This window comes from Sphingobacterium sp. WOUb80 (assembly GCF_050058145.1).
Classification (GTDB): Bacteria; Bacteroidota; Bacteroidia; order Sphingobacteriales; family Sphingobacteriaceae; genus Sphingobacterium.
On sequence record NZ_CP165617.1, the window covers coordinates 4970088 to 4984618 of the forward strand.

13 protein-coding genes are annotated in these 14531 nt (G+C 36.9%); 5 read left to right on the forward strand and 8 right to left on the reverse strand.

Annotated features, from left to right (window positions below; translation table 11 throughout):
* Positions 1–72 precede the first annotated feature (72 nt).
* On the forward strand, positions 73–1068 hold the full coding sequence (nadA, locus tag AB1Z56_RS20620; RefSeq protein WP_426789994.1) for a quinolinate synthase NadA: 996 nt from the start codon (positions 73–75) through the stop codon (positions 1066–1068).
* A 225-nt stretch (positions 1069–1293) separates the two neighbouring features.
* Positions 1294–2346: a thiamine-phosphate kinase gene (gene thiL, locus AB1Z56_RS20625; RefSeq protein ID WP_426789995.1), complete on the forward strand. Its 1053-nt coding sequence runs from the start codon at positions 1294–1296 to the stop codon at positions 2344–2346.
* 27 nt (positions 2347–2373) lie between these two features.
* Here thiL and AB1Z56_RS20630 read toward each other — a convergent pair whose 3' ends face one another.
* Complete coding sequence (locus AB1Z56_RS20630) at positions 2374–3162, reverse strand: segregation and condensation protein A (RefSeq protein ID WP_309367234.1); 789 nt, start codon at positions 3160–3162, stop codon at positions 2374–2376.
* 159 nt (positions 3163–3321) lie between these two features.
* Here AB1Z56_RS20630 and dxs point away from each other — a divergent pair, with 159 nt between their 5' ends.
* Together dxs and dnaA are read left to right on the forward strand one after the other, a co-directional pair.
* The gene (gene dxs / locus AB1Z56_RS20635; RefSeq protein ID WP_309367235.1) at positions 3322–5250 is read left to right on the forward strand and encodes a 1-deoxy-D-xylulose-5-phosphate synthase; all 1929 of its coding nucleotides are present in this window, start codon (positions 3322–3324) and stop codon (positions 5248–5250) included.
* 553 nt (positions 5251–5803) lie between these two features.
* Complete coding sequence (gene dnaA, locus AB1Z56_RS20640; RefSeq protein WP_046672557.1) at positions 5804–7228, forward strand: chromosomal replication initiator protein DnaA; 1425 nt, start codon at positions 5804–5806, stop codon at positions 7226–7228.
* 148 nt (positions 7229–7376) lie between these two features.
* Here the strand turns inward: dnaA and AB1Z56_RS20645 are convergent, their stop codons facing one another.
* The 7 genes from AB1Z56_RS20645 to AB1Z56_RS20675 all read right to left on the reverse strand — a co-directional run bounded on the left by AB1Z56_RS20645 (position 7377) and on the right by AB1Z56_RS20675 (position 13198).
* Positions 7377–7778 (reverse strand): hypothetical protein, encoded by a 402-nt coding sequence (locus tag AB1Z56_RS20645; RefSeq protein ID WP_426789996.1) that lies wholly within the window; start codon positions 7776–7778, stop codon positions 7377–7379.
* Between the two features lie 63 nt (positions 7779–7841).
* Positions 7842–8225 (reverse strand): hypothetical protein, encoded by a 384-nt coding sequence (locus AB1Z56_RS20650; RefSeq protein WP_426789997.1) that lies wholly within the window; start codon positions 8223–8225, stop codon positions 7842–7844.
* A gap of 345 nt (positions 8226–8570) precedes the next feature.
* Entirely contained in the window at positions 8571–8939 is a 369-nt protein-coding gene (locus tag AB1Z56_RS20655; RefSeq protein ID WP_309367238.1) for a hypothetical protein, read from the reverse strand.
* Between the two features lie 159 nt (positions 8940–9098).
* Positions 9099–10148: a tetraacyldisaccharide 4'-kinase gene (gene lpxK / locus AB1Z56_RS20660; protein ID WP_309367239.1), complete on the reverse strand. Its 1050-nt coding sequence runs from the start codon at positions 10146–10148 to the stop codon at positions 9099–9101.
* Positions 10145–10615: a gliding motility lipoprotein GldH gene (locus tag AB1Z56_RS20665; RefSeq protein ID WP_309367240.1), complete on the reverse strand. Its 471-nt coding sequence runs from the start codon at positions 10613–10615 to the stop codon at positions 10145–10147. Before AB1Z56_RS20665 ends, lpxK begins: the two co-directional genes overlap by 4 nt.
* Before the next feature lie 53 nt (positions 10616–10668).
* Positions 10669–12045 (reverse strand): PSP1 domain-containing protein, encoded by a 1377-nt coding sequence (locus tag AB1Z56_RS20670; protein ID WP_426789998.1) that lies wholly within the window; start codon positions 12043–12045, stop codon positions 10669–10671.
* A 10-nt stretch (positions 12046–12055) separates the two neighbouring features.
* Positions 12056–13198: an ATP-binding protein gene (locus tag AB1Z56_RS20675; protein ID WP_309367242.1), complete on the reverse strand. Its 1143-nt coding sequence runs from the start codon at positions 13196–13198 to the stop codon at positions 12056–12058.
* 209 nt (positions 13199–13407) lie between these two features.
* On the opposite strand from AB1Z56_RS20675, the gene dnaN reads away from it, so the two are divergent.
* On the forward strand, positions 13408–14529 hold the full coding sequence (dnaN, locus tag AB1Z56_RS20680) for a DNA polymerase III subunit beta (protein WP_293899462.1): 1122 nt from the start codon (positions 13408–13410) through the stop codon (positions 14527–14529).
* Positions 14530–14531 lie beyond the last annotated feature (2 nt).

Here is a 14531-nt window from a genome sequence, read left to right on the forward strand (position 1 = left end):
TTTGCTTTTAATTGACTTTTATATATGCAACAATGCTTATTTTTGTCATTCATAAAAGTTGAAAGTACCCGCATGGAAATTGTAAATTATGAGCTTCAGGCCAAAGGTTATATCGATGCTCCGATCGATCCCTCATTGGATTTGGTTAAAGAAATCCAACGATTAAAGAAAGAAAAGAATGCTGTAATTTTAGCTCATTATTATCAAGAGTCTGAAATTCAGGATATAGCAGATTATATAGGAGATAGCTTAGGACTATCGCAAGAGGCTGCCAAAACAGATGCGGATTTAATTGTGTTTGCAGGAGTGCATTTTATGGCTGAAACAGCCAAAATACTTTCACCAATGAAAAAGGTTATCTTACCGGATGCCAAAGCTGGTTGTTCGTTGTCAGATTCCTGTCCACCACATCTTTTTGCTAAGTTTAAAGAACAATATCCTGATCATCTGGTCATTACTTATGTGAACTGCACCGCTGAATTAAAAGCACTTTCGGATATTGTATGTACTTCAAGCAATGCTGTTCAAATTGTGGAGAGTTTACCTAAAGATCAGAAAATCATCTTCGGTCCGGACCGTAATCTGGGTGCATACGTTAAGAAGAAAACTGGCCGTGATCTGGTCCTTTGGAATGGTGCTTGTATGGTGCATGAGATTTTTTCGCAAGATAAGATTGATCGTTTGAGAAGCGAATACCCGGAAGCGAAATTTATTGCCCACCCCGAATGTGAGGACCATATATTGGCAAATGCAGATTATGTGGGATCTACAGCCGGAATGCTTAAATTTACTCAGCATGATGCGGCTCAGTCCTATATTGTCGCTACAGAATCAGGTATTCTATATCAGATGCAGAAAGCGAGTCCTCATAAGACCTTTATACCAGCACCTCCTAACAATGCATGTGCATGTAATGATTGTCCACACATGAAGCTGAATACGCTTGAGAAGCTCTATAATTGCCTTAAATATGAATCGCCTGAAATTCTTCTTCCTGAGGATGTTATTTTTCGTGCCCAGCGTCCTATTGAACGTATGTTGGAAATATCGGCGAGTTTAGGATTATAGAAATTTGCATAATTTTTGATATTAGCGATAGAAGGAAAAATTGATTTTTGGTGCTAAAAGTGGACTTTTATTTCTTTTTTGATAGAATAGAAACAAGAGTTGCGAATAGAAAGGTACCGAAATCTGTTGGATTTATTGCGATAGCTGTTTTATAATACCAGCATGATAAATCGTTAAGAGATGATTGTTTGGCATTATCTATAATGAACTTTTAAACTTTTAAACATGTTTGATTTTGACAATACCGAGCGGACCAATTTGGAGGAAATGGGGGAGTTCGGACTAATTGATTATATAAGTAAAGCTGTGGAATTAACAGAAAAGTCCACCATTAAAGGGATAGGTGATGACGCTGCTGTTTTAGATTTTGAGGGTAAGAAAACTTTGATATCCACTGATTTGCTTTTGGAAGGAATTCATTTTGATCTGAGGTATGTACCCTTGAAACATTTAGGCTATAAAGCTGTTCAGGTCAATTTGAGCGATATCTATGCGATGAATGGTATAGCCTCCCAAATCACCTTTTCAATTGGTCTATCATCTAAGTTTCCTTTGGAAGCAGTCGAGGAAATTTACCAGGGAGCACTGATTGCCTGTAAGAAGTATAATGTTGATTTAATTGGTGGCGATACCTCAGCTTCAGCTCAGGGATTGGTTATTTCTGTGACGAGTATAGGTTACGCTGATTCCGATAAGATTGTTTATCGTGATGGAGCACAGGAGGGCGATCTACTGTGTGTTTCAGGCGATCTGGGCGCAGCTTACATGGGCTTGCAGCTCTTAGAGCGTGAGAAAGATATCTATTTAGAAAATCCGAATGTACAACCTGATCTGGAAGGGAAGGATTATATTGTTGAGCGTCAATTGAAGCCAGAAGCTAGAAAGGATATGGTGGAACTATTTGCCAAGCTAGCGATCAAGCCCACAGCGATGATGGATATTTCAGACGGTCTAGCATCAGAAATCTTACATATCTGTCGACAATCGGATAAAGGTTGCCGTTTATATGAGGAAAAAATACCATTGGATCAGATGACTTATGACACTGGACGGGAATTTGGAATTGATCCAACAGTAGCAGCACTAAATGGTGGTGAAGATTATGAGCTTTTATTTACCATAGCTCAGGCTGATCATGATAAAATTAAGAATTTACCTGATATCAGTATTATTGGTTACATGACACCGGCTTCCGAAGGCTGTGAAATGATTTCGAAATCTGGAAATCTTTATCCAATATCAGCTCAAGGCTGGAATGCTTTTAAGAAGAGAGATTAAAAAAAGACCCGTCTTAGACGGGTTTTTTTATGCTTCTTCATTTTCTAAGATAAATTCTTCCTCTTCATTTGGATCTCTTTCACCAACATTGAAATTATTGTAGCCCAAACCTACTTCAATCTGTAATAACCGCTGCTGAAGCATTTCAAGAATAGCTAGAAAATTATAGACGAATTGAATTTTATTTTCTGAATTTTTAAGAATTTCCTGAAAATCCAATTTCTTGTTAATTTCAATCAGTTCAGCTATTGCTTTCTTTTGTTGTTCAATCGTGTAAGGGTATTTTATTACTGTATGAGTTACCTCAGGAGGACGATTACGGAATTGATACATCATTTGCTCGTAGATCATCATCAAACCGTAAAGGTCGAAGTTATCCAGATTTTCTCCGCTAGAATCTAGTTTAAGTCTTTGCTGGATATCGTAACGTATATTGCCTCTGCTGTACTGTTTGAGGCGATCTTCTTCCATCAACCTCAAATCTTCGCAGGTCTCTTTAAATTGCTTATAGAGGATAAGTTTTTGAACAAGATCCTCTCTGAGATCAATTTCATTTTCATTTTCATCTAGATCGAGACGCGGTAACAGCATTTTGGCTTTGATACGCATCAGTGTCGAAGCAACAAAGATAAACTCACTTGCCATTTCCATATTGAGCGCTTGCATTTGGCTCACATAAGACAAAAAATCATCTGTAATCTTTGAAATCGGGATATCGTGGATATTTAGTTCGTCCCGCTCGATAAAAAATAATAATAAATCAAAAGGTCCCTCAAATTGAGGAAGCTTGATTTCGTAGCCTTCTTCTACTTGCATATCTTATACAAATTTACATATAAAATCTTTTGGAACAGCTCCGGTACAAACTATTCATTATTTTATTTGTTGTACCTCAATATGTAAATACGATTTATTTTAAAGATTAGATAAAATTGTCGTTACTTTGTACCAACATATCATGTAAATAGCATTACTATGCAGTTTGAGACTGGAGAACTATTAAGTAAAATAAACGATCCCTCTGATCTTAAAAAGCTAAAGGAAGACCAATTAGAACAGGTAAGCCAAGAGTTACGTCAATTTATTATTGATCAGGTTTCGGTTAATGGTGGTCACTTTGCAGCAAGTTTGGGAGTCGTTGAGTTAACGGTGGCGTTACATTACGTAATGAACACCCCATATGATCAGTTGATTTGGGATGTTGGCCATCAGGCTTATGGGCATAAAATCCTAACGGGGCGTCGCGATATATTTCATACAAATCGAATAGAGAACGGAATTTCGGGATTTCCCAACCGTTTTGAATCTAAATACGATGCATTTGGCGTTGGGCACTCCTCAACGTCTATTTCTGCGGCATTAGGTATGGCGGTTGCATCCCAGATAAAAGGAGAAAAGGACCGTCAGCATATTGCGGTAATTGGTGATGGTGCTTTGACTGGTGGAATGGCATTTGAGGCATTGAATCATGCCGGTATTTCCAAATCCAACCTTTTGGTCATTCTGAATGATAACTGTATGTCCATTGATCCTAATGTTGGAGCATTGAAGGAGTATTTGACAAGTATAACGACATCAAAACGATATAATCGTTTTAGAGACGATATTGCAGCTGTATTAACCAAGATTTCGGAAGTTGGTCCAAATGCACTTGGTATTGCCAAAAAATTGGAAAAAAGCATAAAGGGCACGTTATTAAAAAATGCTAATCTCTTTGAATCTTTGAATTTTAGATATTTTGGACCGGTTGATGGGCATGATGTCAAAAAATTGGCGAAGACCCTAGAAGACCTTAAACATATACCGGGACCCAAATTATTGCATGCCGTCACCATCAAAGGAAAGGGTTTTGCGCTAGCTGAAAAAGATCAGACCAAATGGCATGCTCCAGGTTTATTCGATAAAATTACAGGAGAGATCAAAAAATCTTCGAATGATAAACCTGTAGCACCTAAATTTCAAGATGTTTTTGGACATACTTTAGTTGAGCTTGCAGAAGAAAATGATAAGATTGTGGGTATAACGCCTGCAATGCCTTCTGGTTCTTCCATGAACATAATGATGAAAGCAATGCCTGAGCGCGCATTTGATGTTGGTATTGCTGAACAGCATGCTGTTACTTTTAGTGCAGGACTCGCAACTCAGGGACTATTACCATTTTGTAATATTTATTCATCTTTTATGCAGCGAGCTTATGATCAAGTGATTCATGATGTTGCATTACAGAACCTGAATGTCGTTTTCTGTTTGGATCGTGCGGGAGTGGTTGGCGCAGATGGCGCTACACACCACGGTGCTTATGACATTGCATTTATGCGATGTGTTCCAAACATGACTGTTTCGGCTCCGATGAATGAGGAAGAGTTGAGAAATTTAATGTATACGGCTCAATTACCTAACAAAGGTCCATTTGTCATTAGATATCCAAGAGGAAATGGTGTTATGCCAGACTGGCGCCGTCCATTTGCAGAAATTGAAATTGGCAAAGGACGTCTTATTACTGAAGGAGAAGAACTTGCGATTTTAAGTTTTGGGGCTATAGGAAACGAAGCTGCAAAAGCCGTACAGCAGTTGAATGAATTGGGTATTCATCCCGCTCATTATGATCTTAGATTTGCTAAGCCTTTGGATGAGGCTTTGCTCCATCAGGTCTTTAAGAAGTTTGCCAAAATTATTACGGTAGAAGACGGAAGTTTGCAAGGGGGGATCGGTTCGGCAGTATTGGAATTTATGGCCGATCACGGTTACCGCAGTCAAGTTGTTCGTTTAGGTATTCCGGATAAGATCATTGAACATGCAGAACAAAATGCACAGTGGAAGAATGCGCACTACGATGCTAATGCTATCATAATGGAAGCTAAGAAACTTTGCGATGGAAAATTGACCAGTACAATGGTTGGATAAAAATAGCTATTAAGATAACAAAAAAAAGGAGGTCTGTGCAGACCTCCTTTTTTTTGTTTTTGACTACAGGTTTTTTGAGAGCACTCAAGTAATCTGCTATGTTACAATTTACTTTTTCTGAAAAGACAATTTGTAGCGGTCTTGATTTTACAGTTTGCGCTTAAATCAGGTAAATTGTCATTTGACAGCGATGTTAAGTTGGCTTTAAATTCTTATAAATTTAATATTAAAAATATATGAACCAAAGGTTGTAATTGGCTATAATTTTGGTTAATTTAGTTCTAGACCTTAAAGACTGAGATGTAGTGAGTTTGCTACTTTTTTTGTTCTTTTTTTTGAAATAAATTTGGAATGTTAATAATTATTTTTAGAGATCAATTTTAGCGCTAGTTTTCCACAATTTTACATAATAAAAAGCTGATATATAGTATCTTATCAATTATTTTATATTTTAGTTTTTTAGCTGATTTTTTTTTGTCATCTTCGTTCTCAGAGAAAGTTATCAACATATTTTTTGTCGCGTATTGTAAATCAACTTATTAACAATTTTAGAATGGAAAAAACGTATTCAAGTGTCTGGAATAATTGTCTTTCGATTATCAAAGATAATATACCAGCACAAAGTTTCAAGACCTGGTTTGAACCTGTGAAAGCAGTCCGTTTGGAGGGTGACGTTTTGACTATTCAAGTGCCTAGTTTATTTTTTTATGAGTGGCTGGAAGAACACTATGTAGGAATTCTTCGTAAGACCGTAAAGAAATTTTTAGGAGAACAAGGTAGATTGGAATACAATATTGTAGTAGAGAAGTCTTCCGCTTCTCATCCTTATACGACTAATCTTCCATCGAATGGCAATGGAGCAGAAGGAAAGAGACAATCTATCCCTGTGCCGGTTTCTTTAAATAGAGATATCAAAAACCCATTTGTTATTCCTGGATTGAAAAAATTACAGGTTGATCCGCAATTGAATCAAAACTACACATTTGAAAATTTCATTGAAGGTGAATGTAACCGTCTTGCTCGTTCAGCAGGTTATGCTGTAGCTAACAAACCAGGTGGTACATCATTTAACCCTTTGATGATCTATGGTGATGTTGGTTTGGGAAAGACACACCTTGCTCAAGCTATCGGAAATGAGATCAAAAGAAATCTTCCCGATAAATTGGTCATTTATGTGTCTTGTGAGAAATTCTGCCAACAGTTTGTGGACTCATTGAAAAATAACACAATCAATGATTTCGTTAACTTTTATCAAGCAATGGATGTCATTATAATGGATGATGTGCATAATTTTGCTGGTAAAGAAAAAACGCAGGATATTTTCTTCCATATTTTTAATCATTTGCATCAATCTGGAAAGCAAATTATCTTAACTTCGGACAAAGCACCTAAAGATTTAGCTGGTTTGGAAGAACGTTTGCTTAGTCGTTTTAAATGGGGATTATCTGCAGATATTCAGATTCCTGATCTTGAGACGAGAATGGCGATCTTGAAGAAGAAGATGTATTCTGATGGTATTGATTTACCTGAAAATGTAGTGGAATATGTCGCTACACAGATCGACAACAGTGTTCGTGAATTGGAAGGTGCCATGGTTTCTTTATTGGCGCAATCTACATTGAACAAAAAGGAGATCGATTTAGGTCTAGCGAAATCCATGTTGAAGAATTTTGTGAAGAATACACATAAGGAAATTTCAATGGACTTTATTCAGAAATTAGTTTGTGAATATTTTGAAGTTCCTGTGGATATGGTAAAGTCGAAAGTTAGGAAGCGAGAAATCGTGCAGGCCAGGCAAATTTCGATGTATTTAGCAAAAGCCCATACCAAATCTTCATTAAAATCGATCGGAGCATTCTTCGGAGGGAGAGACCACTCGACTGTCATTTATGCATGTCAAACCGTAGAGGATTTAATTGAAACAGACAAGAAATTTAAAACTTATGTAAGTGATATTATGAAAAAGTTGAAATCTTAATGTCAATTAGTAAGTAGGAAACAAAAGGGCTATCTAAATAACATGGATAGCCCTTTTTTAATGAATTTAAAGCCATGTAATGCATTAAAAAACCTCTGGCTATATTTGGATAGCCAGAGGTTTTTCATTCCTATAGAATGATTAATTGTTATTGATTGCTCTCTCCGTTACCAGATCCTTTATGTTCCGTTGTTTCTTGAGTTGCAGGAATGTTCACCGGAGGTCTTTCTGTTACATATTTTTGGTACGCTGCCTTTTGCTCATCTGTCAGTAATTGAACTATTTTGTTGTCCGATGCACCTTGAATTTTCGCGATGCTCTCCTTTTTAGCATCAACAGTCGTCGTACTATCCTGAATAATGGCTGCAATAGCCTTTTCTTGATCCAATACGATCGTTGATACCGCAGTTTTTTGTTCGTCGTTTAATGTGAGCTTGGTGACTAATTCAGTCACTACTTTCGTTGCATTTTCTTCTGGTGTTGCTTGCTGTGCAAATGTTAGGCTCATTGCTAGGAAGAAACCTATACCTGCTAAAAATAACTTTTTCATGATGTTTAATTTTAGATGAAATTATTCATTTTGTATGCTGATGCTTCTTTACTTCACTACCGATTAACGATTAGATCTAGTTTCTATAGGTTCAGCCTTGGTAGGTGCTGATTTGGCAGGCCGTTCGGCTATCATTTTTTGATAAAGTGATTTTTGATCTTCGGTCAGTAATTGATTGACTTTTGTATCCACTTCGTTTTGAAGTTTATTTAGTGCCTCACCTTTTGCCTGTGCGGAAGAACCGCTATCTTTTGCTATGCTCTGTTCTGCCTTGGCTTGATCCAATAGAATAGTTGATACTGCTGTTTTTTGCTCATCGTTCAGATTCAGTTTCTGTACAAGCTCAGTCGTTGCTTTTGCTGCAGTTTCCTCTGGGGTGGCTTGCTGTGCGAATGTAAGGCTAAGCGCCAAACAAAGTCCTATTCCTGTTAAAATTAGCTTTTTCATATCTATTGTATTTAAAAAGTTACAATTAAACTATCTTGTTATAAAAACTTTGAAAGTATTAGTAATATTGTATCAAGTATGTTACTTTAACAGAGTTTTAACATTACTTTTCTTTATATAATTGAATAACAATAGATTGTTTTGTTTTTAATACCGAAAGGGAGACTTTCATTGCGATAGTTACGGTATTATTAATAATTAGATCTGCTGTCAATGATCAGCGTGCATTTAAAATCTAATCCTGTATAAATGATGCTTCGGGGTTAAGCTTCAATAAACTCAAAGTTTTAATATAAAAAAGGTCCTTGCTTTGTTTGCAAGGACCTTTTTGAAACATTTTAGTCTTTAATTATCGGAACGTTTAGACATTCTTTCTTTCATTTTTTCTTGTTGTTCATCAAATAATTTAGCTTGTTCAGGAGTAAGCCATGATTTGATTTTACTTGTTTGTACTTCCTGGAGTTGCTTAAATTTTTCCATATTGGCTTTACGGTCTCCACCGTCGTTTCTAAGAGCAGCCCGTTGTTGTGCCTGACTTAAGGTAAGATTATAGATGGAATCTTTTTGCGTTTGATTGAGACTCAATAATTTGTCCAGGTGCTCTACTCGCATTTTAGCTTGTTCCTCAGGGCTGCGTTGCTGACGTTGTTGAGCAAAAACTCCTGTAGCACTTAACATTAGGCAAGCTGCTGCCATTAAAATTTTCTTTTTCATTTTTATATAGTTTATATAATGAGTGCTACGATTATAATTGTACACTCAATTTGTTCATTTTCCATTTATTATGGACCAATAAGCTTTTCAGCTCTTTCTTTATCTATTGAATATAAATTTGATGAAAAAGTTTAGTATTGTATTTGATCTTAACAAAATTTAAGGTTGATTAACACTTTGAGAGACTGTGTTATGCAAGGTTTTTATGAATAGTGCTTTTTGTTTAGGATCATGAAATTGGAGTCCAATCGGAAGATAAACCAAGTCAATGGTTGCAAATAGCTTTTTAAAAGGTTTTAACCGCTGAAGGTCTTTTTCGGTAGTCAATAGTATTTTATTGGTACTTGCTAGGTTTAGGTACGATGTTGTAATCTTATCTAAATCTGATTCACTAAATGCATGATGATCTCCAAAAGAAATGTGCTGGATCAAATTTGCTTTCTTTTTTATATAATTTACAAGCGGCTGCGGTTTGGCAATACCAGTAACTAGAATAATATCTTTGCCGCTAATATCTATTTTGATTCCGTCGCTATCGATCGGTTCAAAGTAATCAATATAACTAAATGTAATTAAAGCTTCTTTGTTATATCGCCTGATTCTGCGTTCTATGGACTTTCTATCCTCAGCTGAAAGATGAATAGGACATTTGGTGATCGTTATAATTTGCGCTCGGTTAGCTTCCATAAGGAGATCCCTAAAGTTCCCCGCTGGAAATACCAGCATGGGATGAAAAAACGATGAAAAATCAAACAGTAAAATATTGAAAAGCGGTGATAATTTTCGGTGTTGATAGGCATCATCCAAAATAATAAGCTGATGATCGGGCCGAAGTTTTTCTATTCCGGTACAACGATCCTCACAAACCGCAACCGTGAGACATGGAAATTTATTTTTGAACTGTAAGGGTTCATCCCCAACATCATTGGCAGATGAATCGGTTTTTACGAGATGGAATCCTTTGCTCGTTCGCCCATACCCGCGACTGAGAATGGCCGTTTTATAATAGTCTTTAAGGCTAGAAACAACAAATTCTGTCATTGGACTTTTTCCTGTACCGCCGACAGAGAGATTGCCTATAACAATCGTCGGGACATCAAATGACTTTGATTTAAGCAATTTAAGATCATATAATCGATTCCTTATCCAAACAGCAAGGCCATAGATAATTGAGAAAGGAAATAAGAGATATCGTAGTAAAGCTATCATTTTGGGACAACTGTTAATCCAACGTCGGTGATTTCTTTCAACGGATTCTCCTTCATATGCTGTTCAATGGAAATTGTATACATTCCTGTATCTGGAAATTGGTAATCTTTATGGATGATGGATTGATTGTTATATAGGCTACCTGAGGATTTTCCAAGCCATTTTCCATCGGGGCGTGCCATTTTTATTTCTTTACGATAAGTATATTGTTTTTTATCGGGACCACTTTGATAGATGAGGACAAAAAGGTTTGAAAAGGCATATTCAGGGGTGTGACGGATATCCATTAATACATCATATCGTTTAGTTTTGTCGCCGATATGAAATTGAAAACGAGGTGGAGATGTATTGAGCCAAGCTTTATTGTCAATGGGTTTATTATCATTAATGATTAAAGTTTGGTCACAGGAACCCCATATGCCAATACATAACATACCAACAAGGAGCGTTGAGTTTTTGAGTTTCATGTTTATCTGTAAAAAGAATATGCCTAATGTGTTAAAATTAGGCATATTTTATTTTATTCTGCTTTTGGGGCAGTATTGTTATTATTACCCTTATTTTTATTGCGGTGCCTATTGAAACGCTTTTTAGGTCTGTTGTTTGTACCCTCTTTATTGTCTTTACTTGCCGCAGGAGTGGAAGTATCCGTCGCTAACTGAGGTTTAGCACCTTGTCTAGGTGCATTTTGTTCGGATTTATCCGTTTTCTGCCCCGTCTTATTTTCCGGTTTAACGGTATTGCTTTTGGTTTTCCTTTTCTTCTTTCTTTTATTCCGATCATCAAGTCGAGTTAAGCTATCTTGTCCGACTACGTTCTCGTAATCGTAATTGATATTTTTCTCTTCTTTGATTTCATCCGTATCTATTGCACTTGAGATTGCTTCAGGTTTGATACCCTGTTTATTCATTTCAACAAGCTCTTTTACTTGTTGGACTGGTAGTGCTATCCAATTTTCGGCGCCTGGAAAAGAAAACCACATCATTTTTTTAAAGATATCGGTCTTTTGAAGATAAGCGACTCCCTTTTGCGTTTCAATGCGGTCTATGTTATTCGGAATATCTTTTAATGCATCCATATAACTATCCAATTCATAATTGAGACAGCATTTCAATTTTCCACATTGTCCAGCTAATTTTAGCGTATTCAGGGACAGATTTTGATAACGTGCAGCTGACGTGGAAACAGTTTTAAAATCCGTTAACCAAGTTGAACAGCAGAGTTCACGGCCGCAGGAACCAATACCGCCTAAACGGCTTGCCTCTTGTCGCATACCTATCTGACGCATTTCAATACGTATCCTAAACGCTTCGGCCATTTTTTTGATGAGTTCACGAAAATCCACACGGCCCTCAGCAGTGTAATAGAAGGTAGCCTTTGTTTTATCTCCCTGATAGTCTACGTCAGAAATCTTCATAGACAAACCGAGGTCCAAAGCCAATTTACGAGCTTTGTGCATAGTTTCCCATTCGAGATCTTTTGCTGCGTTATACTTCTCTACATCTACTTCATTTGGTTTCCGATAGATTTTCTTTGTTACCATTTCTGGGGTAACATTATTCTTTTTTAATTGTAATCTGACCAATTCACCTGTTAGGGAGATGTGTCCGACATCATAGCCCCCTGTTGAAGGCTCTACAACGACCATCTCACCCATTTCCAGGTAGATATTGTCTACATTAATAAAGAAATCTTTTCGTGATCCCTTGAATCGTACTTCGACGATATTAAATGGTTTATAATTTGAAGGCATATCCATATCGGAAAGCCAGTCATATACATCTAATTTATTACATCCGCTAGTCATGCAAGAGCCATTATTCTGACATCCTGCCGGTGTACCATTTGCTGTGGTAGTACCGCAACCTCCGCCGGATGAGCAACTGCCACATCCCATAGTTTTCTATTTATATATATTGAGTTCCTTTCGGAAACGTTTTGTACTTGTATATTAATGTTAACTGCAAAGATAAATCTAAAAATAATATTTTGGGATTTGCATTTCTTTCTACAAAATAATGTGTTTCCTCAAATAGATTTATAGTTGCTTCAATTTGTTCAACAGTATAATGTACTGCAAATTTTTGGACAAAGTCCAATTCTTTGGCAGGTAAGAAGACAAGACTTGAAAGTCCTTCTTTGATCAAGATGATTTGTCGCATCATATTAATCGCATAGAAAAGAAAACTTTTCTGGTTTTCTCTTCCCATTTTTGAGATTTCCTCTTCTACCAAGGAAATCATATTGGTGCCGGCATCTGAAACGATGAAGCGTAGCCAATTGACCAAAATTCCAAAATGATTATTTGTTTGGGATTGGATCTGATTCATTGCTTCCTGCAGATTTCCATCTGCAATAAAAGCAATTTCTGCAGCCTCCTGATCTGAAAGATGATGGACGATCTTTAAATATTGTGATACCTCAGTATGATCCAATTTCTTGATTTTGACCAATTGCGTACGCGAAATAATCGTATTTAATATTTTGTCCTGATTTTCAGCTACCAGAATAAAGAGTGTTTTTTCTGGAGGTTCTTCGATCAATTTCAGGAGCGCATTACCCTGCGTATCCAAGTATTCTGGCAGCCACATAATTAAAACCTTGTATTCGGCTTCGAATGACTTAAGGCTTAATTTTTTGATGATGCCGTGAGCTTCTGCAATATTGATATTGACTTGTTTGTTGTCAGCATCCAGTTGATTGCGCCAATACTCCAATCCCATGTAAGGATTGGAAAGAAAAGATTTTCGCCAGCTTTCAGCATAGTCGGCCGCGGTATCTTCTTTATGTTTGGCTATAAAAGGATAGGACATATGAAGATCCGGATGGATCAGTTTGCTATATTTCCGACACGATGAACATTGTCCACAGCTATCTGCAGGTTGCCGGTTTTCGCAATTCAAAAATTGTGCGTAAGCATAAGCCAAAGCAAGGCTGCCCGAACCTTCGGGACCTAGGAATAATTGGGCGTGACTCACACGATTTTCCTGAACCGTACGAACTAAATGTTCTTTGATGTCTTTATGCCCAATGATCTCTTTAAACTGCATACACTACTGCTATTATACAAATGTAATAAATATTGTGATTTATCACGCCGAATTTACTTTCTATACTTTTGGTGCTGTGCTTATTAATTGAAATACAATTGCTTATTTAGGGCTCGGAAATCTCTTTATGTGGAAAGAAAGGCGCCTATAAAACTGAAAAATATTGATTAATTTGTGTATTATTGCACATAATAATTAGTATTCAGGAAATGAGATTCATTGTATCAACATCAATTTTATTAAAGCAGTTACAAGCTATCAATGGCGCATCCAGTACAAGTACTGTTTTGCCAATCTTGGAAAACTTTCTTTTTGAAATAAAAGACAATAACTTGACTATTTCTGCTACGGATCTGCAAACAAGTATGGTTACTTCGCTACAGATTGAGGCAAAAGAAGAAGGAAGAGTAGCCATGCCTTCGAAGATTTTGATCGAGACATTAAAAACTTTACCAGATCAGCCAGTAGCATTTTCAGTAGACATGAATACCTTGGCTATCGAAATCAGCGCAGGTGATGGTAAGTACAAATTGAGCGGAGAAAACGCTGACGATTTTCCTAAAATTCCTTCGATAGATAATGGTTCTGTTATTCAGATGCCAGCTCCTATTTTATCGGAAGCGATCAGCAAAACAATTTTTGCCGTCAGTAACGATGAATTGAGACCGGCAATGTCGGGTGTTTTGGTACAGTTAGCCGAAAAGAATGTGACTTTTGTTTCTACGGACGCACATAAGTTGGTACGTTACTCAAGAACGGATATCGGTGCTGAAAAACCAGCGTCCCTTATTTTGCCGAAAAAAGCGCTTTCATTGTTAAAATCTTCTTTACCATCAGATGATGTGGCAGTATCTATTGAATATAATCAGACCAATGCGTTCTTTAGCTTTGGCAATATCAATTTGATCTGTCGTTTGATTGACGAGCGTTATCCAGATTATGCTGCTGTAATTCCTCAAGTCAATCCAAACAAGTTGACCGTAGACCGCTTATTGTTCTTGAATACATTGAGACGTGTGGTGATCTTTGCCAATAAAACGACACACCAGGTTCGTCTGAAAATTTCAGGTAGTGAGTTGCACATCTCTGCAGAAGATCTGGATTTTTCTAATGAAGCACATGAGCGCTTATCTTGTCAATTTGAAGGTGACGACATGGAAATTGGTTTTAACGCCAAGTTCTTAGTCGAAATGCTAAATAACCTAGAGAGCGAAGAAGTTGTTTTGGAGATGAGTACACCAAATCGTGCTGGCTTATTGATCCCAGCAGTATCGGAAGATCATGAAGATATTTTGATGTTGGTGATGCCTGTTATGTTAAACAACGCTTAATA